At 47.5% G+C, this 22705-nt stretch carries 29 protein-coding genes; 27 read left to right on the top strand and 2 right to left on the bottom strand.

The window, feature by feature from the left end; all coding sequences use genetic code 11:
- Window positions 1-36: 36 nt before the first annotated feature.
- The 22 genes from rplN (at window position 37) to larE (ending at window position 13833) form a co-directional block, all read left to right on the top strand.
- The gene (gene rplN / locus RIG66_RS00370) at window positions 37-405 is read left to right on the top strand and encodes a 50S ribosomal protein L14 (protein ID WP_006100476.1); all 369 of its coding nucleotides are present in this window, start codon (window positions 37-39) and stop codon (window positions 403-405) included.
- Entirely contained in the window at window positions 405-755 is a 351-nt protein-coding gene (gene rplX / locus RIG66_RS00365; protein ID WP_006100389.1) for a 50S ribosomal protein L24, read from the top strand. Before rplN ends, rplX begins: the two co-directional genes overlap by 1 nt.
- Window positions 756-863: 108 nt before the next feature.
- A complete protein-coding gene (gene rplE, locus RIG66_RS00360) occupies window positions 864-1409 on the top strand; it encodes a 50S ribosomal protein L5 (RefSeq protein ID WP_446374125.1) in 546 nt (181 codons plus the stop codon).
- Between the two features lie 24 nt (window positions 1410-1433).
- Window positions 1434-1835, top strand: a complete 402-nt coding sequence (gene rpsH, locus RIG66_RS00355) for a 30S ribosomal protein S8 (RefSeq protein WP_446374123.1) — start codon at window positions 1434-1436, stop codon at window positions 1833-1835.
- 63 nt (window positions 1836-1898) lie between these two features.
- A complete protein-coding gene (rplF, locus tag RIG66_RS00350; RefSeq protein ID WP_446374121.1) occupies window positions 1899-2438 on the top strand; it encodes a 50S ribosomal protein L6 in 540 nt (179 codons plus the stop codon).
- Between the two features lie 3 nt (window positions 2439-2441).
- A complete protein-coding gene (rplR, locus tag RIG66_RS00345) occupies window positions 2442-2804 on the top strand; it encodes a 50S ribosomal protein L18 (RefSeq protein WP_446374119.1) in 363 nt (120 codons plus the stop codon).
- 25 nt (window positions 2805-2829) lie between these two features.
- On the top strand, window positions 2830-3351 hold the full coding sequence (gene rpsE, locus RIG66_RS00340) for a 30S ribosomal protein S5 (RefSeq protein WP_446374117.1): 522 nt from the start codon (window positions 2830-2832) through the stop codon (window positions 3349-3351).
- Window positions 3352-3453: 102 nt separating this feature from the next.
- Window positions 3454-3903, top strand: coding sequence for a 50S ribosomal protein L15 (rplO, locus tag RIG66_RS00335; protein WP_446374115.1), 450 nt, complete (start codon window positions 3454-3456; stop codon window positions 3901-3903).
- A gap of 237 nt (window positions 3904-4140) precedes the next feature.
- The gene (gene secY, locus RIG66_RS00330; RefSeq protein WP_446374113.1) at window positions 4141-5487 is read left to right on the top strand and encodes a preprotein translocase subunit SecY; all 1347 of its coding nucleotides are present in this window, start codon (window positions 4141-4143) and stop codon (window positions 5485-5487) included.
- Window positions 5488-5644: 157 nt separating this feature from the next.
- Window positions 5645-6199 (top strand): adenylate kinase, encoded by a 555-nt coding sequence (locus RIG66_RS00325; RefSeq protein WP_446374111.1) that lies wholly within the window; start codon window positions 5645-5647, stop codon window positions 6197-6199.
- Window positions 6200-6409: 210 nt separating this feature from the next.
- Complete coding sequence (gene infA, locus RIG66_RS00320; protein WP_006100613.1) at window positions 6410-6634, top strand: translation initiation factor IF-1; 225 nt, start codon at window positions 6410-6412, stop codon at window positions 6632-6634.
- Window positions 6635-6721: 87 nt separating this feature from the next.
- A complete protein-coding gene (rpmJ, locus tag RIG66_RS00315; RefSeq protein WP_071777214.1) occupies window positions 6722-6835 on the top strand; it encodes a 50S ribosomal protein L36 in 114 nt (37 codons plus the stop codon).
- A 60-nt stretch (window positions 6836-6895) separates the two neighbouring features.
- Complete coding sequence (gene rpsM, locus RIG66_RS00310; protein ID WP_006100714.1) at window positions 6896-7279, top strand: 30S ribosomal protein S13; 384 nt, start codon at window positions 6896-6898, stop codon at window positions 7277-7279.
- Between the two features lie 56 nt (window positions 7280-7335).
- Window positions 7336-7728, top strand: coding sequence for a 30S ribosomal protein S11 (gene rpsK / locus RIG66_RS00305; protein WP_446374109.1), 393 nt, complete (start codon window positions 7336-7338; stop codon window positions 7726-7728).
- A 269-nt stretch (window positions 7729-7997) separates the two neighbouring features.
- Window positions 7998-8945 carry a DNA-directed RNA polymerase subunit alpha gene (locus tag RIG66_RS00300; RefSeq protein WP_446374151.1) on the top strand — a complete coding sequence of 316 codons (948 nt, stop codon included), beginning with the start codon at window positions 7998-8000 and terminating at the stop codon, window positions 8943-8945.
- Window positions 8946-9036: 91 nt separating this feature from the next.
- Window positions 9037-9387, top strand: coding sequence for a 50S ribosomal protein L17 (gene rplQ / locus RIG66_RS00295; RefSeq protein ID WP_006100605.1), 351 nt, complete (start codon window positions 9037-9039; stop codon window positions 9385-9387).
- 9 nt (window positions 9388-9396) lie between these two features.
- Entirely contained in the window at window positions 9397-10248 is an 852-nt protein-coding gene (truA, locus tag RIG66_RS00290; RefSeq protein ID WP_446374106.1) for a tRNA pseudouridine(38-40) synthase TruA, read from the top strand.
- 24 nt (window positions 10249-10272) lie between these two features.
- Window positions 10273-10728 (top strand): 50S ribosomal protein L13, encoded by a 456-nt coding sequence (rplM, locus tag RIG66_RS00285; RefSeq protein ID WP_006100413.1) that lies wholly within the window; start codon window positions 10273-10275, stop codon window positions 10726-10728.
- Window positions 10728-11144, top strand: a complete 417-nt coding sequence (gene rpsI / locus RIG66_RS00280) for a 30S ribosomal protein S9 (protein ID WP_446374104.1) — start codon at window positions 10728-10730, stop codon at window positions 11142-11144. The genes rplM and rpsI overlap by 1 nt, the downstream gene beginning before the upstream one ends.
- 88 nt (window positions 11145-11232) lie before the next feature.
- The gene (rpmE, locus tag RIG66_RS00275) at window positions 11233-11478 is read left to right on the top strand and encodes a 50S ribosomal protein L31 (RefSeq protein ID WP_006100490.1); all 246 of its coding nucleotides are present in this window, start codon (window positions 11233-11235) and stop codon (window positions 11476-11478) included.
- Window positions 11479-11586: 108 nt separating this feature from the next.
- Window positions 11587-12702: a peptide chain release factor 1 gene (gene prfA / locus RIG66_RS00270; RefSeq protein ID WP_446374102.1), complete on the top strand. Its 1116-nt coding sequence runs from the start codon at window positions 11587-11589 to the stop codon at window positions 12700-12702.
- A 306-nt stretch (window positions 12703-13008) separates the two neighbouring features.
- Window positions 13009-13833: an ATP-dependent sacrificial sulfur transferase LarE gene (gene larE / locus RIG66_RS00265; RefSeq protein ID WP_446374100.1), complete on the top strand. Its 825-nt coding sequence runs from the start codon at window positions 13009-13011 to the stop codon at window positions 13831-13833.
- Window positions 13834-14184: 351 nt separating this feature from the next.
- Here larE and glgX read toward each other — a convergent pair whose 3' ends face one another.
- Complete coding sequence (gene glgX, locus RIG66_RS00260; RefSeq protein WP_446374097.1) at window positions 14185-16308, bottom strand: glycogen debranching protein GlgX; 2124 nt, start codon at window positions 16306-16308, stop codon at window positions 14185-14187.
- Window positions 16309-16659: 351 nt separating this feature from the next.
- Here glgX and RIG66_RS00255 point away from each other — a divergent pair, with 351 nt between their 5' ends.
- Window positions 16660-17466, top strand: a complete 807-nt coding sequence (locus RIG66_RS00255) for a pantothenate kinase (protein WP_446374095.1) — start codon at window positions 16660-16662, stop codon at window positions 17464-17466.
- 462 nt (window positions 17467-17928) lie between these two features.
- Entirely contained in the window at window positions 17929-18111 is a 183-nt protein-coding gene (locus RIG66_RS00250; RefSeq protein WP_446374093.1) for a hypothetical protein, read from the top strand.
- Between the two features lie 138 nt (window positions 18112-18249).
- Here the strand turns inward: RIG66_RS00250 and RIG66_RS00245 are convergent, their stop codons facing one another.
- The gene (locus tag RIG66_RS00245; RefSeq protein WP_446374091.1) at window positions 18250-18849 is read right to left on the bottom strand and encodes a hypothetical protein; all 600 of its coding nucleotides are present in this window, start codon (window positions 18847-18849) and stop codon (window positions 18250-18252) included.
- A gap of 268 nt (window positions 18850-19117) precedes the next feature.
- Between RIG66_RS00245 and RIG66_RS00240 the strand changes: the two genes are divergently transcribed.
- The 3 genes from RIG66_RS00240 to RIG66_RS00230 all read left to right on the top strand — a co-directional run bounded on the left by RIG66_RS00240 (window position 19118) and on the right by RIG66_RS00230 (window position 21994).
- Window positions 19118-19396 (top strand): BON domain-containing protein, encoded by a 279-nt coding sequence (locus RIG66_RS00240; RefSeq protein WP_446374089.1) that lies wholly within the window; start codon window positions 19118-19120, stop codon window positions 19394-19396.
- A gap of 83 nt (window positions 19397-19479) precedes the next feature.
- Window positions 19480-19971 (top strand): BON domain-containing protein, encoded by a 492-nt coding sequence (locus RIG66_RS00235; protein ID WP_446374149.1) that lies wholly within the window; start codon window positions 19480-19482, stop codon window positions 19969-19971.
- 295 nt (window positions 19972-20266) lie between these two features.
- Window positions 20267-21994 carry a diflavin flavoprotein gene (locus RIG66_RS00230; protein WP_446374087.1) on the top strand — a complete coding sequence of 576 codons (1728 nt, stop codon included), beginning with the start codon at window positions 20267-20269 and terminating at the stop codon, window positions 21992-21994.
- Window positions 21995-22705: the final 711 nt, after the last annotated feature.

The raw sequence follows: 22705 nt of genomic DNA, 5'->3' as shown, positions 1-22705 counted from the left end.
CACAACTCATAACTCTGAATCAAGAGTACAAATCAGATGATTCAACAACAAACCTATTTAAATGTGGCTGACAATAGCGGTGCGCGTAAAGTAATGTGCATTCGCGTCGTCGGTTCCGGAAATCGACGTTACGGTAGTGTGGGTGACGTGATTATTGCTGTGGTTAAGGATGCGATTCCTAACATGGCAATTAAAAAGTCCGATGTGGTTCGGGCGGTTATTGTCCGCACTCGTAAAGGATTGCGCCGGGAAAGCGGCATGAGTATTCGTTTTGATGATAATGCGGCTGTGATTATTAACCCGGAAGGTAATCCCAGAGGAACTCGTGTATTTGGTCCAGTAGCGCGAGAACTACGGGAAAGAAATTACACAAAAATTGTGTCCTTAGCGCCGGAGGTACTCTGATGGCTAAAAAGACAGAAAATGCGCCACCGCGTTACAAAATGCACGTTAAAAAAGGCGACACGGTGCAAGTGATTAGTGGTCACGATAAAGGTAAGGTCGGAGAAATTCTGCAAACCTTACCGAAAGACAGTAAGGTTGTCGTCAAAGGCGTGAACATTAAAACCAAACACGTTAAGCCTCAGCAAGAAGGGGAAACCGGTCAAATTGCTACCATTGAATCCCCGATTCACAGTTCCAATGTCATGCTGTATTCGGAAAAGCAAAAAGTGGCAAGTCGTATCTGTTACACCTTGACTGAAGAGGGACGCAAGGTACGAATGCTGAAGAAAACGGGTGAAATTATCGACTAATATCTTCGCCAAGTCCTTTGATTCATCCCAAAGGACGAATGACAAAGGACATAAGACAAAGGACATAAGACACCCCCTGACAAAGCCCAGGGAAAAAGGATAACCATCATGTCTGACCGATTAAAAACACTCTATCAAGAGACAATTGTTCCCAAACTTAAAGAACAGTTTGGGTATACAAACATCCATCAAGTCCCGCGTGTGACCAAAATCACCGTCAACCGGGGATTAGGAGAAGCATCTCAAAATGCTAAAGCCCTGGAATCCTCATTGAGTGAACTGGCGATCATTACCGGTCAAAAACCTGTGGTCACCCGTGCCAAAAAAGCGATCGCGGGATTTAAAATCCGTGAAGGAATGCCCGTGGGGGTCATGGTGACCCTGCGATCGAAACGGATGTACTCGTTCTTGGATCGCCTAATTAGCTTAGCCCTGCCACGAATTCGTGACTTTCGCGGGATCAGCCCTCGCAGTTTCGACGGTCGCGGTAACTACACCTTAGGCATCCGAGAACAACTGATTTTCCCGGAAATAGACTACGACAGTATCGATCAAATTCGTGGCATGGATATCTCAATTATCACCACCGCAAACACCGATGAAGAGGGTCGCGCTTTACTCAAAGAGATGGGAATGCCTTTCCGGGAGAAATAAGCCTGTAAGAATAGGAAGGAACTAATGGCGGCAAACGATACAATTGCAGATATGCTGACCCGCATTCGGAATGCGTGCTTGGTGCGGCATCAAACAACAAATGTCCCAGCAACAAAAATGACCCGCGCAATTGCCCAAGTCTTGAGAGAGGAAGGTTTTATTGCCGAGTTTGAAGAAGCTGGGGAAGGCATCAAAAAATACTTAGTTATTTCTTTGAAATACAAAGGAAAAACTCGTCAACCCATTATCCGAGCGCTGAAACGGGTGAGCAAACCCGGTCTCAGAGTTTACAAAAATCGCAAGGAATTACCGCGAGTTTTGGGTGGTATTGGTATTGCGATTATTTCCACGTCCAGTGGCATCATGACTGACCGGGAAGCCCGACAACAAGGAATCGGTGGTGAAGTGCTGTGTTACATCTGGTAGCACGGCTCAAATCAGCACTTAAGCTCTTTTGAATTCTTTTGCCCGGATAAGGAGTATAAAATCATGTCGCGTATTGGCAAACGCCCAATAACAATTCCCAATAAAGTGACCGTGACCATTGAAGGTCAACAGGTTACCGTCAAAGGACCCAAAGGAGAACTCCAACGAGTTCTACCGAAACAAGTCACCGTTGAACAAGAAGGAGAAACCATCCAAGTGCGGCGGCGGGATGAATCTAGACTTGCCCGTCAGCGCCACGGATTGTCTCGTACCCTGGTTGCCAACATGGTTGAAGGAGTTTCCCAAGGCTTTGAGAGACGTTTAGAAATCCAAGGTGTCGGTTATCGCGCCCAAGTTCAAGGACGTAACTTAATTCTGAATGTCGGATACAGTCAACCCGTGGAAATTGTCCCTCCTGAAGACGTGCAGCTAGCGGTTGAAGGGAATACTAACGTGATTGTTAGCGGGATCAATAAAGAAATCGTCGGCAACACAGCGGCTAAAATTCGCGCGGTGCGTCCCCCTGAAGTTTATAAAGGGAAAGGCATTCGCTATGCCGGTGAAATGATTAGACGTAAAGCTGGTAAGGCAGGGAAGAAATAACCGATGAAACTTACTCGTAAAGAATCAGTCCGCCGTAGACATCGGCGCGTGCGCCGGACAGTCCAAGGTAGTGCTGAACGTCCAAGATTAGCGGTCTTTCGCTCAAATCAGCACATTTATGTGCAGGTTATTGATGATTATCACCAACATACCCTAGTGGCAGCTTCGACGTTAGAACCTGGACTGAAGTCAGAGGTAAAATCAGGTGCCACTTGTGACGCCTCGGTTAAAGTGGGTCAGTTAATTGCCCAGCGAGCGTTGGAAAAAGGCATATCTCAGGTTGTTTTTGACCGAGGAGGAAACCTTTACCATGGTCGCGTGAAAGCTTTGGCAGAAGCGGCGCGTGAAGCTGGGTTAGACTTCTAGAAGTAAGTAAAGCAAAATTTAAATTATGGCAAATCGTCGCAAAAGTAGCCGCGCTAAAGAAAAAGACAGCGCCTGGCAAGAACGGGTTATTCAAATCCGTCGGGTTAGCAAGGTGGTCAAAGGCGGTAAAAAATTAAGTTTCCGGGCAATCGTTGTCGTTGGCAATGAGCGTGGTCAAGTTGGTGTTGGTGTGGGCAAAGCCAGTGATGTGATTGGCGCTGTTCGCAAAGGGGTTGTCGATGCCAAAAAGCAAGTCATCGATGTTCCCTTAACCAAGTCGAATTCCATTCCTCACCCCTCTAATGGAGCGGCTGTTGGAGCCAAGGTTATGGTACGACCTGCTGCACCCGGTACAGGGGTAATTGCTGGCGGCGCGGTACGGACGGTGTTGGAATTGGCAGGAGTTCGTAATATTTTAGCCAAGCAATTGGGGTCTAATAATCCCTTGAATAATGCCAGAGCTGCCATTAATGCCCTAGATGCGCTACGGACATTCAAGGAAGTGGCGCAAGAACGCGGGGTTGAAATTGAGAAGCTCTATGTCTGATTGTGTAGGAGCGGGTTTAGGAACTCGCTTTTCGCCATGAATAGTAACCTTTGTCCAAAACCTGCCCTAAATGAGAGAGTTTTCAGTTTAACCATCTAAATTATGAGAATCCATACTGTAGCATCCCAAAAAGGTGCAAAGAAACGTCGTCGTCGTGTTGGTCGCGGGATTAGCGCGGGTCAAGGTGCGAGCTGTGGCTTTGGCATGCGGGGTCAAAAATCGCGATCGGGTCGGGGTACAAGACCGGGGTTTGAAGGGGGTCAGATGCCTTTGTACCGCCGCTTACCTAAGCTAAAGCACTTTACGGTGATTAATCCCAAACATTACACTACGATAAATGTAGGTAAGTTGGCATCACTCCCTGCCAATACAGAGGTGACATTACCGTCACTGATGGAAGCGGGTATCGTCACCACTAACGACGGACCGCTGAAAATTCTGGGCGACGGGGAGTTGACTGTATCGCTAAACGTTAAAGCTGCTGCTTTCACGACTGGCGCTCGCCAAAAAATTGAGGCGGCTGGCGGGAGTTGTGAAGTGATTGAGGCGTAACTTTTTAGCGTTGGCGGGTAATGGTGATGCTAATCGTTTGAGAAAAGTAGAGATACAGTTAGGTCTTGATCTAACCAAGGTCTGTAAGGCGTTTTTGACCGCGCCATCCAGGTTATTGATCTGGAACTCTAATAAGATCCGAAGGGACGCGATGTTAAATGGTTCCGAAGTATCCGATTAGAATCCCTGTGTATACCAGGGAGAGGTCAACACTGTGTCATCTAGAGGTACCCCTTTATGGTCGTCAGTCGAGACAAAGCTCCAACGGCTCAAGAAACATTTATGCAGATGGCACAAGCTGCCGGTCTTAGAGGTCGGTTGCTTTTGACCATCGGTTTGTTGATTCTAGCCCGATTTGGTGTCTTTTTACCCGTACCGGGAATTGATCGGGAACAACTTTCCACAGCCATCCAAGGTGGCAACGTTCCTATCGCTGGCATTTTGGATTTTTTCTCCGGGGGAGGATTCTCGGCTTTGGGAATTTTTGCCCTGGGAATTTTGCCCTATATTAATGCGTCGATTATCTTACAGTTGCTGACGGCAGCTATTCCCACTCTGGAAAATCTGCAGAAGAATGAAGGAGAAGCCGGACGCAGAAAAATTTCTCAGATTACCCGGTATGTTGCCCTCGGTTGGGCGATATTGCAAAGTGTAGGTCTGGCAATCTTTGCCAGCCAGTTTGCCACAAATCCCGGAACTCTGTTCTTTGTGGAAACTGTGCTAGCCATCACGGCTGGCTCAATGTTTGTGATGTGGATTTCGGAAGTGATTACCGAACGCGGGATTGGTAACGGCGCATCCTTGTTGATTTTTGTCAATATTGTGGCAGTTCTGCCCCGGACATTGGGTCAAACGATTGAATTGGCACAGACGGGGGGGCGAGAAATGGCTGGTAAGGTGGTCATTTTGCTCCTGGTTTTCCTGGTGATGATTGTCGGGATTGTCTTTGTGCAGGAGGGAACGCGCCGGATTCCGATTATCTCGGCAAGACGACAAGTTGGGCGTCGCCTCTATCGAGAACGAACGAGTTATCTGCCGCTACGACTGAACCAAGGTGGGGTAATGCCGATTATCTTTGCCTCAGCGGTTTTGATTCTGCCCACATCTCTGGCTGGCTTTGCTCGTGGTGGTACGGGTGAAGGCTTTTTAGGTTCGCTCATGCAAGGGGTAAATCAGGTGGCACTGTATATCAGTCCGAATGGTCCGACACCCTGGCTGTATGTCCTGGTTTATCTGGTGTTAATTCTCTTTTTCAGCTATTTCTATGCGTCATTGATCGTGAATCCGGTTGATATGTCGCAGAATTTGAAGAAAATGGGAGCGAGTATTCCGGGAATTCGTCCGGGTAAAGCGACAAGCGACTATATTGAGCGAGTGCTGAATCGGTTAACATTTTTGGGCGCCATTTTCCTGGGACTGGTGGCGGTTGTGCCAACGGCTGTCGAAAGTGCGACGGGAGTGACCACGTTTAGAGGGCTGGGCGCTACCTCGTTACTGATTTTGGTCGGTGTGGCAATTGACACGGCGAAACAAGTTCAAACGTATGTGATTTCACAGCGCTACGAGGGTATGGTCAAGCAGTAAAATTTCTGCTAGGTCATTGGTTACTTGTCCTTTGTTCGTCGTTGATTAAACCCAAATGGGGTGTCTCGATAATTCAAAGCTGGACTTGAGCAGACATCAAATTGACAAAGGACAAAGGACGAATGACATAAGACAAATGACATAAGACAAATAACCAATGACACGATTAGTTTTTTTAGGACCACCAGGGGCAGGAAAAGGAACACAAGCTCAGCATATCGCTCAGCTTTATCAGATTCCTCACGTCTCTACCGGAGATATTCTACGGAGTGCGATCGCCGCATCTACATCACTCGGACAAAAGGCGCAGTCTTATATGGATGGCGGCGAGTTGGTGCCAGATAAATTGATTCTGGATCTAATTCGCGATCGCCTTAAGCAACCGGATACTCAAACGGGTTGGATTTTGGATGGGTTTCCGCGTAATGTCAGCCAAGCGGCTTTTCTGGAGAATCTACTTCAGGATCTCGATCAGCGCTGCGATTATGCCATTTATTTGGATGTCCCCGATGAATCAATCCTGAAACGGTTACTCTCACGGGGACGCCAAGATGATAATGAGCAGACGATTCGGCGACGCTTAGACGTCTACCGTCAACAGACGGCGCCGGTGATTGAGTTTTACCGCGATCACTCAATCTTACGCGAGATTGATGGGGATAGACCAATGGAGGCGGTTACGGACTCTCTCAAGCAGGTGATGTCGAGTTAAGTCATCAATGCTCAAACCGGAAAACGAACGCCGTCTCACTTTTGAGGGATGTTCTCCTCTGGGGTAAGTCGTTACTATTTCTAAGGCTTCCCTTAATTCGGGACAGGCTCTTTGTGGGAGGATTTTGATAACATAAGTTAACACTCCCTGGACAAATCTATATCTGTGTGGAGGGGAATTAGTGACCAATTGTATTGAGGAACGACAAAATTGGCTAAACAAGACTTAATTGAAATGGAAGGGACGGTAACCGAATCCTTGCCGAACGCCATGTTTCGGGTTGATTTGGATAATGGCTTCAACGTCCTTGCCCATATTTCTGGCAAAATTCGCCGTAACTACATCAAAATCTTACCGGGCGATCGCGTCAAAGTTGAACTCACCCCTTATGACTTGAGCAAGGGGCGAATCACCTACCGACTTCGCAAAAAATAAAAATCGGTAGGGTTGATTTCTGGAGTTATTTGACGAGAAAACCAAAAAATGATATGATAATGTGCTTGCGTTGTAACTAAAAAAACCATGAAGGTTAGAGCATCAGTCCGCAAAATTTGCGAAAAATGTCGCGTTATTCGACGTAGAGGTCGAGTAATGGTTATTTGTCCAAACCCCAAGCACAAACAACGTCAGGGGTAATCCACCAGACTCTATAAGACTCATTTGTAGCACAAAACCAGCAAAAGGGAGAAAAATACCGTGGCAAGAATTGCCAGTGTAGACCTACCTCGCGATAAACGAATAGAAATTGGTCTAACCTACATCTACGGAATTGGTCTATCTCGCTCCAAAGAAATTCTGGCAAAAACGGGCGTTAATCCGGATATCCGCGTCAAGGATTTAAGCGATGCTGACGTAGCCACTCTGCGATCGGTGGTCGAGGGCGACTATCAGGTTGAGGGTGACTTAAGGCGCTGGGAAGCCATGAATATCAAGCGCCTTGTTGATATCGGAACCTATCGCGGGCGTCGTCATCGCCAAGGGTTACCTGTGCGCGGTCAACGAACCCGCACCAATGCCCGTACCCGCCGGGGTAGACGTATTGCTGTTGCCGGGAAGAAAAAAGCACCAGCGAAGAAGTAACACTCTTATTCAGTTCACACCCATCATCCATCATTAAGATAGCCAACTAAAGCGATATGCCGCGACCAACTAAAAAAACTGGTACAAAAAAGCAGAAACGAAACGTTCCCAATGGAATGGCATTCATCCAGTCCACCTTCAACAATACCATCGTCACCATTTCTGACACGCGAGGTGATGTTGTTTCCTGGGCATCAGCGGGATCAAGTGGGTTTAAGGGAGCTAAGAAAGGCACCCCCTTTGCCGCTCAAACCGCTGCCGATAACGCCGCCCGTCGAGCGACAGACCAAGGAATGCGTCAAATTGAGGTAATGGTTAGCGGTCCTGGTGCAGGTCGAGAAACGGCTATTCGCGCCCTACAAGGGGCAGGACTAGAAATTACCCTAATTCGGGATGTCACACCAATTCCTCATAATGGTTGCCGTCCCCCGAAACGACGCCGCGTCTAGGATCGGGAAATTGGGAACGGGAATTGGGGAAGCCCAACCCAGAGTTTGATTTAGGGTATATCTCAATCAAACCTTCACGTTGGTTTAACCCCCATCCGTCTCGACTCGACAACTAAATCAAGTGTCAGCATCGAGCGAATTATGCCAACCACTAATACTTTGCTTAGTGCCACTTGTACCAAATGGTGGGTTAGGCGCAACAACAATTCAAAAGTACTCGCTTGGTGCTTTTGATGGGTTCCTATGAATTAAAGGAGGGAGGTCACTCCGTGGCGCAGTTTCAGATTGAGTGCGTAGAATCCAAAACACTAAAGAATCAAAGTCAATATAGCAAATTTGTCCTAGAACCTCTCGAACGCGGTCAAGGTACAACAGTGGGCAACGCCCTGAGAAGGGTTCTCCTGTCTAACCTGGAAGGGACAGCAATTACCGCTGTCCGGATTGCGGGAGTCAATCATGAGTTTGCCACCATTGCGGGAATCAGAGAGGATGTCCTAGAAATTCTCCTGAATATGAAGGAAGTCGTCCTCAAAAGTTATACACCCGGTCCCCATATTGGTCGAGTCATGATCACTGGACCCTCAACCGTGCGATCGGCTCAGTTTGACCTACCGTCGGACGTAGAATTTGTTGATCCCGGTCAGTATATCGCGACCCTAGCCGACGGTGCCAAACTGGAAATGGAGTTTCGCATCGAACGAGGCAAAGGATATCGCTCTGTAGAACGGGGGCGTGATGAAACATCTTCAGTCGATTTCCTGCAACTTGATGCCGTATTCATGCCAGTGACTAAGGTCAACTACAGCGTCGAGGATACTCGGATTGACGGTTCCCTGGAAAAAGACCGCTTAATTTTAGATGTTTGGACAAATGGCAGTGTGTCACCCCAGGAAGCACTGAGTCAAGCCGCTAATATTCTGGTGGATTTATTCAATCCCCTGAAAGATATCGAGCTGAAGCCAGAGCCTGTGGGTCGTCCTGAAGATGAAGATCCAACCAGCCAAATTCCGATTGAAGAACTGCAACTGTCGGTGCGGGCATATAACTGCCTCAAGCGAGCGCAAATTAACTCCGTTGCTGATTTACTAGATTATAGCCAGGAGGATCTACTCGAAATCAAGAACTTTGGTCAGAAGTCTGCCGAAGAAGTCATCGACGCCTTGCAAAAACGCTTGGGGATTACATTGCCCCACGAAAAATCGGCTAAACCAACTTAAGGATTTATACTAAATGGCTAATCGTCAACTCGATTAGCCATTCGATTGAGAAATTGTTCATTGTTGTGGGATTGTAGAGGAAGAAAAGACAATGCGTCATCGTCGTCGTGTACCCAAACTGGGAAAACCAGCTGACCAGCGTCGAGCGCTGCTCAGAAGCCTAGCTACGGAGTTGATTCGTCATGGTCGGATCACCACCACTAAAACGCGGGCAAAAGCTGTGCGTTCCCAAGTGGAAAAAATGATTACCTTGGCAAAAGATGGCTCCCTAGCGTCTCGCCGTCAAGCCTTGGGTTATATTTACGACAAGCAATTAGTTCATGCCTTGTTTGAAGGGGTGAATGATCGCTATGGCAACCGTAACGGTGGGTATACTCGCGTACTCAGAACCCTGCGCCGTCGTGGGGATAATGCGGAAATGGCAATCATCGAGCTGGTGTGAACTCAAGTCATGTCCGAGTGCGAGGTTAAGCCAACTCAACGCATCGCCCTGGTGATTCAATACCTGGGTACCAAATTCTCTGGTTGGCAACGACAACCTCTCCATCGCACGGTGCAAGCCGAGATTGAGCAAGTTCTGTCCACCGTCGAAGGAAAACCCGTAACCTTACACGGGGCGGGGCGTACTGATACAGGGGTTCATTCCGCTGCCCAAGTCGCCCATTTTAATAGCAGTCGTCCGATTCCGGGAGAGCGGTGGATGCATCTGCTCAATAGCCGACTACCGGAGGATATCCTGATTCGGGCATCAGCCCCCGTACCCGCCAATTGGCATGCTCGCTTTTCGGCGATTTGGCGTCGGTATCGGTACAGTATCTATACAGACGCTTGTCCCAACCTGTTTGTGCGACCGTTTTGTTGGCATTACTATCACGCTCCCTTAGATGAACATCGGATTCAGGAAGCACTGAATCCGCTACGGGGCAAACACCACCTGGCAGCGTTCCATCGCGCCAACTCTGGACGGAAGCATTCCTGGGTCACGGTTCAGGATACCCACTGTTACCGGAATGGTTCATTTATTCATATTGAAATTCAGGCGGATGGATTTTTATACGGCATGGTGCGGCTACTTGTCGGCATGCTGGTGGAGGTAGGGCGGGGCAACCTTGATCCCTACGAGTTTACTCAACTGTGGGTGAATCAACAACGAGAGCGGATTAAATATTCAGCGCCAGCAAAGGGTCTGTGTTTGTTACGAGTGGGTTACCCTAACTCGCCGTTTCCGCCAAAAACGTGGTTTGATACTCAGCCGACGTTTATGCTGCCGACTGAGACGCCCCCTCAATTGTGTTTAGGTTAACTGTATACGTAATCAAAAAAACTCATGCAAAAAACTTACCTGCCAACTCAGGATTCTTTAGAACAAAATTGGTACGTTATCGATGCCGAAGGTCAACGTCTGGGACGATTGGCAACTGAAATTGCCATGATTCTTAGAGGGAAAAATAAACCGACCTATTCCCCGCACATGGATACAGGGGACTTCGTTATCGTGGTCAATGCCGAGAAAGTCGTCGTGACCGGAAAAAAAAGCAGTCAGAAGCTCTATCGCCGCCATTCCGGTCGTCCGGGTGGGATGAAAACGGAAACCTTTGCCCATTTACAAGCCCGCCTACCGGAGCGGATTATTGAAAAGGCGGTGAAAGGGATGCTGCCCAAAAATTCCCTTGGTCGCAAACTTTTTACTAAGCTGAAAGTTTACGCGGGTGCAGCTCATCCCCATGACGCTCAAAAACCTCAAACCTTAACCATTGATACCATTCCAGGAGAACAAGACTAATGCAAGCAACAGAACCGATGGAAAATCGCGCTGTTTACTGGGGAACGGGTCGCCGTAAATCCTCAGTTGCCCGGGTGCGCCTCGTTCCAGGGACGGGTCAACTCGTTGTTAACGGGCGTCCCGGCGATGTCTACTTTAATCTCAATCCAGCCTATTTAATGGTGACCAAATCACCATTGGAAACTTTGGGTCTAGAAAATGATTACGACATTTTAGTCAATGCTCACGGCGGTGGGTTGACGGGACAATCGGATGCCATTCGCTTAGGTGTGGCGCGGGCGCTGTGTGAACTTGATCCGGAAAATCGCTCTCCGTTGAAGATGGAAGGGTATTTAACCCGCGATCCCCGTGCCAAAGAACGGAAGAAATATGGCTTACATAAAGCCCGCAAAGCTCCCCAATACTCGAAGCGTTAGAATTGGGAGAAGAGAATACGAATCATCAGGGGTGATTTCGCCCCAAACGACAGAACTAAGCAACGCTTGCTGAGAGAGGATAGTAACTATGCCAAAACCTGATATTCATCCCCAGTGGTATCCAGACGCCAAAGTCTATTGCAACGGAGAAGTTGTGATGACGGTTGGTTCAACCCAGCCCGAAATTCATGTTGATGTGTGGTCGGGAAATCATCCCTTCTACACGGGAACCCAAAAAATTATTGATACGGAAGGTCGTGTGGAGCGCTTTATGCGGAAATACGGCATGTTAGAAGGGAATGCCTCGGAGCAGCAATCGTCTAAAGAGAAATAGCGAGGGAGCTTGAAGTGTGTTCGACGGTAGCGGAGCCTAACTCTTAATCGTTAGACTTCGCTATTCAATGCTTTTTTAGGCTATTTTAATGGAGCGATCGCTGTAACCATGGCGGAAACTTACCTACTCGATAAATTACAATCGGTTGAACAAACCTTTCACGAATTAACGCGCCGTTTGGCTGACCCTGATATTGCCACTGATCCGGTGGAAGTGCAGCGGGTAGCAAAAGCCCGTTCGTCCCTAGAGGAAGTGGTTAGCACCTACGAACTCTGGAAAACAGCCCAGGAGGAACTAACTGGCGCTCGCCAAATCCTCAAGGAAGCCAATGGGGATGGTGAAATGCACGAAATGGCATCCCTGGAAGTTGAGGAACTGCAAACGAAGCTGGAGGAGTTGGAAAAACGCCTGAAAATCCTACTCTTGCCCCGTGATCCTAATGATGATAAGAACATCATGTTGGAGATTCGGGCAGGAACCGGGGGCGACGAAGCCAGTATTTGGGCAGGGGATTTGGTGCGAATGTACTCGCGCTATGCCGAAACTCAGAACTGGCGGGTGAAGCTATTGAGCGAGTCCCCGGCTGACATGGGTGGGTTTAAAGAGGCGATTCTGGAAATTCAAGGGGAACAGGTTTATAGCAAGCTGAAGTTTGAAGCGGGTGTTCATCGGGTGCAACGAGTCCCGGTGACGGAAGCAGGAGGACGAGTTCATACCTCAACCGCGACTGTGGCGGTAATGCCAGAAGTGGATGATGTGGAAATTGAGGTTGATCCGAAGGATTTGGAGGTTTCCACAGCCCGTTCCGGTGGTGCTGGTGGACAGAATGTGAACAAGGTGGAAACAGCGGTTGATCTGTTCCACAAGCCGACTGGGATTCGGATCTTTTGTACGGAGGAGCGTTCTCAACTGCAAAACCGAGAGCGGGCGTTGCAAATTCTCCGCGCTAAACTGTATGAAATGAAGCTGCGGGAGCAACAGGAAGCTGTAACCTCGATGCGGCGCTCGCAGGTGGGGACGGGTTCGCGATCGGAGAAGATTCGCACCTATAACTATAAGGACAATCGGGTGACGGATCATCGCTTGAGTCAAAACTATTCGCTGAATAGCCTGTTGGAAGGGGATATAGAGTCTGTGATTCAAGCCTGTATTACCCAGGATCAGCAGGAACGGTTGGAAGAGTTGGCAACGTCGGACGAACAAGGGGAATCACTTTTGGCGTAATTTGGTATTGGTCATTTGTCTTTTGTTTGTGTCATACTCGCTCTTCTCCAAGCAAGCTACGTCATTTGCCATTTGGCTCAAATCTAAACGACAAGAGGGCGGGTTTTGTTGATAACTTATCGGTATACCCGTCAATTAAACGGCTCGTCATTTACCATTTAGCTCAAATCTAAACGACAAGAGGGCGGGTTTTGTTGATAACTTATCGGTATACCCGCCAATTAAACGGCTAAACCCGCCCCTACAATCCCCTACAATAAGGCATAACTTCTGCCTTCTGCCTTGAAGTCATCTGTCTTGACAACCATGTTAAATAATAAACTTGAACAACTCACCCGCTTATTTGCTCAAATGGATCGGGCATTGATTGCCTATTCTGGAGGAGTTGATAGCACCTTAGTTGCCAAGATTGCTTATGATGTTTTAGGCGATCGCGCTTTAGCGGTAACCGCCGAGTCCCCATCTCTGTTACCTGAGGAATTGGAAGATGCCCGGATTCAAGCGGCGGTAATTGGCATTCCTCATGAATTGGTGCAAACCGATGAAATGAATAATCCCAATTATACGGCGAATCCGGTTAACCGTTGCTATTTCTGTAAAAGTGAACTTCACGACACCCTGAAACCCTTAGCGCTACAACGGGGTTATCCCTATGTCGTGGATGGCGTCAATGCTGATGACTTAGGGGACTATCGCCCAGGAATTCAAGCGGCGCAAGAACGAGGGGCGCGATCGCCTTTAGCGGAAGTGGGGGTGACGAAAGCGGAAGTGCGCCAACTGTCGCAACAGTTAGGGCTTCCGTGGTGGGATAAACCTGCCCAACCGTGTTTAAGTTCTCGCTTTCCTTATGGCGAAGAAATTACGATCGCGAAACTGCAACGGGTAGGGCGGGCAGAAGTTTATTTACGGAAATTAGGGTGGAAAAATTTGCGGGTGCGTTCTCAAGGGGATACTGCACGCATTGAATTATCGCCGGAACAAATTAAACAATTTGTGTTGACCATGGATTTACCGACCCTGGTATCAGCGTTTCAAGATTTGGGATTTTTGTATGTCACCCTAGATTTAGAAGGGTATCACAGTGGCAAGTTAAATCGGGTCGTGAATCAAGAGGATAAAGCAATAGTCTAGGGGCGGGTTTAGGGACAATTGTAGGGGCGGGTTTAGGGACTAAATTTAGCTGCTCACCAATAAATGAACAACAAAACCCGCCCTCCTCACCAATAAATGAACAACAAAACCCGCCCTCCTCACCAATAAATGAACAGCAAAACCCGCCCTCCCAACCAATAAATGAACAACAAAACCCGCCCTCCCCACCGATAAATGAACAACATAAACCAGCCCTAGCTTGTCAATGCCCTTGCAATCTGCCGTAAGTAAGTGGAGGGCGACCCGACCCAATTGAATGGATACAGTTGTTCATTTATGCAAGCGGGTCGCCCCTACCCGAGTAGAGACGCGCCATGGCGCGTCTCTACCTTATCGTCGTCGCAACACCATCACCGATCGCGCGGTAACTGGAATCGGCTTATCCTCGGTATAGCTGATTTCTTCCTCGACAAAACGAGGCTTGTCGGTGTCAATCACCACCACCCATTCTCTGGCTTGCAATCCTGGAGGGAGCGTAAATTCAATCATCTCATAGTGAGCATTGAAGCAGATGAAGAAACTCTCATCCATGACTCGTTCCCCCTCCTCTCCCGGCGTGGCAATTTCTTCACCATTTAAGAAAATACCGATCGCCTTGGTATACCCCGCCATCCATTGATCCTCGGTCATATCGCCGCCATCGGGGTTGAACCAACCAATATCCTTAACGCTAGAACCATGAATCGCTCGACCGAGAAACCACTTGCGTCGCCGGAATGTCGGATGCTGGCGGCGGAAATAGATCAGTTCACGGGTGAAGTCGAGAAGGGCGGCATTTTCCTCCGGTAAATCCCAATCAAACCAGGAGATGTCACTATCCTGACAGTAGGCATTATTATTGCCCCCTTGCGTTCGCCCAATTTCATCGCCGCCTAGTAGCATGGGGACACCTTGGGATAACATCAGCGTGACCAAAAAGTTGCGCCGTTGTCTATTCCTTAACTGGAGAATCTCTGGATCATCGGTTTCGCCTTCCGCCCCACAATTCCAGGCACGGTTATGGCTTTCCCCATCCCGGTTTTCTTCCCCATTTGCCTCGTTATGCTTTTCGTTGTAGCTTACCAGGTCATTCAGGGTAAACCCATCATGAGCAGTAATAAAGTTAATGCTAGCACTCGGTCGGCGTCCGTTCGACTCATACAAGTCAGAACTTCCGGTGAACCGATAGGCAAATTCAGCTAAACTGCTATCTTCACCGCGCCAAAAGTCGCGCACCGTATCCCGATATTGCCCATTCCACTCGGACCATAGCAAAGGGAATTTACCCACTTGATAGCCGCCCATACCCACATCCCAGGGTTCAGCAATCAACTTCACATTCGAGAGAACCGGGTCTTGGTGAATAATATCAAAGAATGCCGCCAGACTATCTACCTCATAGAGTTCTCGCGCCAATGCCGAGGCTAAGTCAAAGCGGAAGCCATCCACATGCATCTGTAGCACCCAATACCGCAGGCTGTCCATAATCAGCTTCAGGACTTGGGGATGACGCACGTTCAGGGAATTACCACAGCCGGTAAAATCCATGTAATAGCGAGGGTCATCTTCCATTACGCGGTAATAGGCTACATTGTCAATGCCGCGTAGGGAAAGCGTGGGACCGAGATGATTGCCTTCGCCGGTATGATTGTAGACGACATCCAGAATCACCTCAATCCCCGCTTTATGTAGCGCCTTGACCATTTCCTTAAACTCACGCACCTGTTGCCCTTGAGTGCCACTGGCGCTGTAATTAGCATGGGGTGCCATATAGTTTATGGAATCATAACCCCAGTAATTCTTTAAATCCTTATCCACTAAATGTCCGGGTTGGGACAAAAAGTGATGCACGGGGAGCAATTCTACCGCCGTAATCCCTAAAGTCTGAAGATACGCGATCGCGGCAGGATGTGCGAGTCCCGCATAAGTTCCGCGTAAGGATTCGGGGATGTCTGGGTTTAGCTTCGTGAAGCCCCTAACATGGGTTTCGTAAATAATCGTTTCGTGAGCCTGTCGTTGCAGCAGTTCGTCCTCTTCCCAGTCAAAGGATTCATCGACAACCACGGCTTTGGGTATCAGATGAGCATCATCACGTTCAGACAATGCCAAGTCCTTTTCTGGATCATCCCACGGATAACCAAAGATTTCCTCCCCGTAACCAATCTCGCCATCCAATGCCTTAGCATAAGGGTCAATGAGCAGTTTATTGGGATTGAAGCGATGACCCTCCTCCGGTGCAAAGGAACCATGGACACGGAAACCGTACCGTTGTCCCGGACCAATACCCGGTAAATAACCATGCCAGACGAAGTTGCTGACTTCCGTCAACTCGAAGCGTGTCTCCTCATCCTGATCATCGAATAAACAAAGCTCGACAGCCGTTGCGTTCTCACTGAACAAGGCAAAATTTGTGCCTTTACCATCCCAGGTTGCTCCTAAAGGGTAACTTTTACCGGGCCAAACGGGTACGTACATGCATGAACCTCCTTACTCCATCATTATCCAATACTCAAGCTAAAGGCAACCTTTCTCCTAAGCCGTAAGATGGATCTAATTACTTATCGCATTTGCGCCTGATCAGGATCAACCTATAATTTGGCAGATTATTCCCTTCCCTAACACTAGATGCAGTTGATTAATAATGGGTAGATCAGCCAATCAATTGTTTTGGGGATTGGTAGGGTTAACTACTGCTTTGAGACGTCAAACATCTAACAGAATGGGTCATGGGTCTGCGCTGATGGATGAAACGTTGATTACACCCAATGGTATACGTTTAAACTGTTCACTCACTCATCCTTAATGTCTAAGCAATTCTAACCGCACATGACTCTCCCAGACCACTATGTCGCATTGATGATTGGTAACTCTCGGCTGCACTGGGCTTGGTTTGCGGGAGATGCTCTCCAAGAGGCTTGGGATACCCAGCATTTCCCAGCAACAGAGGTGGAATCGATCATCCAACACTGGACATCTGGTCTTCTACCTACCACCATCTTCGGTGAACTTTTCCTTTCTGGTTATTCCTCCAATCCATACCTACCCCTTTATATCGCTTCAGTCATTCCTGAGCAAACTCCATTGTGGCAAACTTATCCAGTTGCCCACGTTATTACTCTAGAGGATATACCTCTGTTAGGCGTCTATCCCACCTTGGGTATTGATCGCGCCCTCGCTGTATTAGGGGCGGGGGAAGCCTATAATTATCCCGTGCTGGTGATTGATGCGGGGACAGCACTAACCTTTACGGGTGTTGATGATCATCGTCATCTTGTCGGCGGCGCTATTTTACCAGGACTCAAATTACAACTCGAATCCTTAGCCCACAACACAGCCGCTTTACCGTCTATCTCACTTAAGCGCCAATTACCCAACCGTTGGGCGATAGATACCTTGACCGCGATTGAAAGTGGCGTTATTTATACTCTATTAGCAGGAATTCGAGAGTTTATTGCCGATTGGTTACAGCGTTTCCCTAGCAGCCCGATTGTCTTAACGGGTGGAGACGCTGACTTATTACTCTACTATTTACATAGTCGTTATCCTAAATTTTATTCTTGTCTTGTTGCCGATTGCCACTTAATTTTTTTGGGGATTAAATTTGTGGCTATAACCAAGAATATTGCAGGTTAAGATGTATAGCCGAAACGATAGATATTTAGGGCTTGCTGCACAAAGCCGAAACCCTTAGCTATCAACACTTAGAGCCGTAGAGAAAGTTGTTCATCTTCAAGGAAATGTGAACCTCTCTTCAAACCTCTCTCCTGCAAGAATAGAAGCTTTGAATTCTCCCCCTTCCGTGCAAAAAAAGCGAAGCAACATCTGGTCTCCCCCATGGAGCAAAAAGTGAAGCATCCTCTGGCTTCCCCCTTTTCAAGGGGGACGGGAGGTTAGGTTTGATTTCGATTTTTCTAGAGTTTAAGTTTTGTTTATCTACTTTGTCAAAGAATAATTGAATTAAATTTTTCAAGGAATATTTTCTTTATCATTTTTTAGCGATAACTTTACAAAAAAAACACAAGTAATACACTGAATTTATTAGTCAATCTGGAATACTGGAAATAGGCAAGGGTAAACAGTTAAGAGAATAAAAAAATGTCCTTTTCTAACCAACTCCAGCTACTTGATCTAAAAGATATGGAAGAAAATCTTGAAGAACTCCTTTCTAGATGCCGTCAAATCCGACAGGGTTCAGAAGATGACCAAGACACCGAGGTACGAAATCAAACCGCTTCTGCTGACCAAGAGTCAGACTCAGACGATACATACTGGAGTTGAGCATTCGGGAGCGCGATCGCATTAGCTAGATTAATTGGCAAGCTTTTGAGAAGTGACTTGATCGGTTTACCCAAATGCTTGCCTTTAAATTATGCAGATTTTGCACATTCTGTCAAGTTATTTTACTGAACCGACACTCTAGCTGCCGTAGAGGACAATCGTTTCCTCCGGTTCCACCACAACCACTCGGTCAGCCGTAACATTACCAGCGACACCACCCGCGACAGCACCGCCAATGATTTCTTCAATGCCCGCATCGCCGAAAACTTCACCTAATATTGCCCCACCAGCAGCACCGATACCCGCATCTTCTGCGATTGATCCGGTGGAGGTATCCCGTGGGTCTTTTTGGTCTTCAATCACCTCTGAAGTGGCATCAAGGTTGTAGGTGCGACCGTTCATTCTCACGCCTGTCGCGACGTAGCGCAATCCCCCACTTGCTGGTTCATAGCGACCCAGAATTGTTGCACCAGCAGGAATGTACATCCCATCGACCGTTGTACCACGGGCAACTTCCAGATTGTACGAATAAGTTTTGTCATTATTCAAATGTAGCGTCTGGTTTTGAGCGCTCGTTGCTGGAATAGTAGCAGCCTGAGCGACTACCATCTGGTTTTGAGCCTGTGCTACCTCCGGTACAAGTAACGGTGTACCGAAAAGTAAAGCAGAACCAGCCGCTAGTGCAGAAATTCCTCGTGTCAGGGAGTTTTTTGAAGTTTGTGAATTTTGATAGAACATAGCGTATAGACCTTTATTAAACGACTCATCTAATTCTATGTTCGCTCTGTTCAGGGGTTTGCTACATCCCTTGATAGTTAGAAAATTCAGAAACTTATTCTCTTATTAAAGAGGGATTTCGCCTACTGCCCAGCATTATTGGCTGGGGTTAAATCAGTTGCCGGATGGCATTTGCCTGTTTCCGATTGACAAATTTTACTTACGACAGAGGTGAGTTCGTTCTAGATTAGATAGCCTTGACCATGTTGAGTGGTGGGCGCGTGATGAAATGATCCGCAAGCAGATGTATGCGGATGTAACCGATGCGGAAATTCAGGATGCGGTTAAGGATGCGCTACTGTATGACCCGCGTGTGGCTAGCTTTAATGTGAATGTGGCTGTAGATAATGGCGAGGTTATGCTCACGGGTAACGTTGATAATCTGAAAGCTAAGAATGCAGCGGCACAAGATGCGAGTAATACGGTGGGTGTCTGGAACGTAGAAAACCAGATTAATGTAGAACCTGTTGACGAGGTAAGCCAGAGTGATAAGCTGTCAAGCATTTAAATTGGGAATGGGTAGCGAGCAAGATGCTCGCACTACAAAGATTTTGCCATTCTTGACATTATGGTTTAAATGCCGAACAGCTTATTACCACTAATGTTAAGAATGCACTTGAGCGTGATCCCTATGTAGAAGCGAGTGAAGTTGATGTGGCAGTGAGTGATAGCATGGTTACTCTCACGGGTGTGGTGGATTCCTACTTTGAGAAGTGGCAAGCGGGTGATGCTGCGGTTCGGGCTAGAGGGGCGATGGCGGTGGATAATAATCTCACCGTTGACTACGAACAATTAACTTATGAGACTTCTTTCTACGATTGGGACGCAACAGTCTTTGATTATGATTATGCGATCGCGTCCAAAACGGATGCCGAAATCGCTGAAGATATTGGAGATGAGTTGTATTGGTCTCCTTTCGTTGACCGCGAAGAGGTGACGGTGGCGGTGAATAATGGAGTTGCTACGTTAACGGGTAATGTGGATACCTGGAATGAACGCAATCAAGCCACGGAAGAAGCCTACGAAGGCGGCGCGATGAGTGTGGTTAATCAGCTTGATGTTGATTATGATATTCAGTCCTAATCGGTAGATTGGCGAAAATTAAGAAAAAACCCTCAACGCGAAGGAGAAATAGGCGTTGAGGGGAGTCATCAGGGTGCATCTACCTTTCTCTCATTCTCTATATGCCTGACTGCATCCGGAAAAACGTGAAATCCAGGGGGAGAGAAGGCAGAAGGAAATAATCATTGTTTAGAGGAACTGGATATTCAATCCTGAATCATTTTAATAAGCTATTTTAATCTCAAACTTATAATTAATATGTAAAGATAATTAAAAAGCAGAGTAAATGAAGTTGATATAAGAAAGGAGACAACCGATGGTCGCAGTAGCAGAGGGAATTCAGCGTCGGTTGACGATGCAGACTACCGAAATTGCCCCGGATACCACAGCAATCCGATCGCTGGATTGGGATCGCGATCGCTTTGATATAGAATTTGGTTTACAGAATGGTACGACGTATAACTCGTTCCTGATTCAGAGTGAAAAAACAGCGTTGGTGGATACCTCTCATGAAAAGTTTCGCCAACTCTATCTCGATACATTGACGGGATTAATTGACCCAGCCAGATTAGATTATCTGGTGGTTAGCCACACGGAACCGGATCACAGTGGCTTAGTTAAAGATATTTTGGCACTTGCCCCCAATATTACAGTTGTGGGTTCAAAAGTGGCGATCCAATTCCTGGAAAATTGGGTGAATCAGCCGTTTCAATCGCAAATCGTCAAAAATGGCGATCGCGTTGATTTGGGAAATGGGCATATCCTGGAAGCCGTAATTGCCCCGAATCTCCATTGGCCCGATACGATATTCACCTACGATACCAAAACCCAGGTTCTATTTACCTGTGATGCTTTTGGGATGCACTATTGTGATGATTACACCTTCGATGAAGACATCGACCTGATCGAAAACGACTTTAAATATTACTATGACTGTTTAATGGGTCCCAATGCCCGTTCGGTGCTATCCGCCCTAAAACGGATGGACAAGTTACCCGAAATTAGCACCATTGCTACAGGTCATGGACCCTTACTCTATCACAACCTGAGTGAACTCACCGGACGGTATCGGCGCTGGAGTGAGGAACAGGCAAAAGCAGACACGACGGTTGCTGTATTTTATATCTCTGATTACGGATATAGCGATCGCCTTTCCCAAGCCATTGCCCATGGGATTACCAAGACGGGTGTAGCGGTGGATATGATGGATTTGCGATCGACTGATCCGCAAGAGATTAAGGAATTGATGAGTATTGCCTCTGGGGTGGTGATGGGTACACCGCCGACGACGGGAGAGGTTGCTGCTGTCGCCCAAACTGCGATGGGTACAATTTTAGGGGCGACGAATCCGAAGCAATCCTTTGGTGTGTTTGAATCGGGGGCGGGTGAGAGTGAATCGGCGTATCTGTTGGTGAATAAGTTCCGGGATTTAGGACTAACGCCAGGATTTGCGCCAATTTTAGTTAAGGATACACCCGACGAACAGGTTTATCAGTTATGTGAAGAAGCCGGGACTGATTTAGGACAATGGTTGTCACGCGATCGCACAATTAAGCAAACGAAGTCCCTGGATAGTGATTTGGATAAAGCTTTGGGGCGACTCAGCAGTGGGCTATATGTTATTACTGCCAAAAAGGGGAATATCACCAGTGCGATGGTAGCGTCGTGGGTAGCGCAAGCGTCATTTAAACCCTTGGGCGTATCGGTGGCGGTGGCAAAGGATCGGGCGATTGAGTCGTTTATGTATGTGGGCGATCGCTTTGTTCTCAATGTCTTGGAAGCTGGGAATTACCAAGGGCTGATGAAGCATTTCCTCAAGCGTTTCCCGCCCGGTGCAAACCGTTTTGAGGGGATTAAAACCTATTCTGCCAGCAATGGTTCTCCGATTTTAGCTGATGCTTTATCCTATATGGAATGTGAAGTGAAAAGTCGCTTAGATTGTGGCGATCACTGGACTATTTATGCCACCGTTTCGGCGGGACGAGTGTCTAAGACGGATGCGATGACGGCGGTACATCATCGTAAGGTGGGGAATCATTATTAGTCATTAGTCATTTGTCATTTGTCCTTGGTTGGTGATGAACGGGTGCGATCGCTGATCTGGTCGTGGTTTGTCTGTCCTCTTGGCGATGTGCGCCTCATAAATTAAAGGATTGTCTCTTACTAAGTGAGGTACACAGACAGATCCCCGACTTCTTGGAGAAGTCGGGGATCTTGCTTATACTATCTCCCTCAGCTTCCCCAGCTCCCCCAGCTTCATCGTATTTACAAAGCTGCTCAAGTATTTCCGCAACCCGTCCTAGGTTGGGGATGTGTAGGGGCGCAAAAATTCAAAGACTACAACCATACCCCAATGACCTAATTTCGGCACTGGCGAGAGGGGCATATTTGACAAAAAAACAATTTAATGCTAAATAAAGTGTGGAGAAGAATTGCACCGTTATATTATATAGGATGGAATTTTGTGCGATCGCGTCCCTCTTGGATCAAGCTTCATCTCCACACCATCTAACAAACGGGGGCTCTAACGCGACACGGCTTTCTTTATTTGCCGTCTAATTTTTAGAATGATGAGGGTCGTTGATGTGGGTCTTCCGGACTTAGTGGGCTAAACTATCAGCTTTAATGAACCAGGAAGCTTGCCACACAATGATTGCCGCTTTTCACCGCCTCAAAACTCTCTTGAAATCCGGGTAAAATTGGTTAAAGCTATTGCTGTCCCATGTTCCGGCAAATCAAACTAACAATTTAGCAC

Origin of the sequence: Coleofasciculus sp. E2-BRE-01 (genome assembly GCF_040221695.1) — a bacterium.
Lineage (GTDB): Bacteria > Cyanobacteriota > Cyanobacteriia > Cyanobacteriales > Coleofasciculaceae > Coleofasciculus.
The sequence above is the reverse complement of the archived record's forward strand: the minus strand, read 5'-3'. Positions and strand labels throughout refer to the sequence as shown.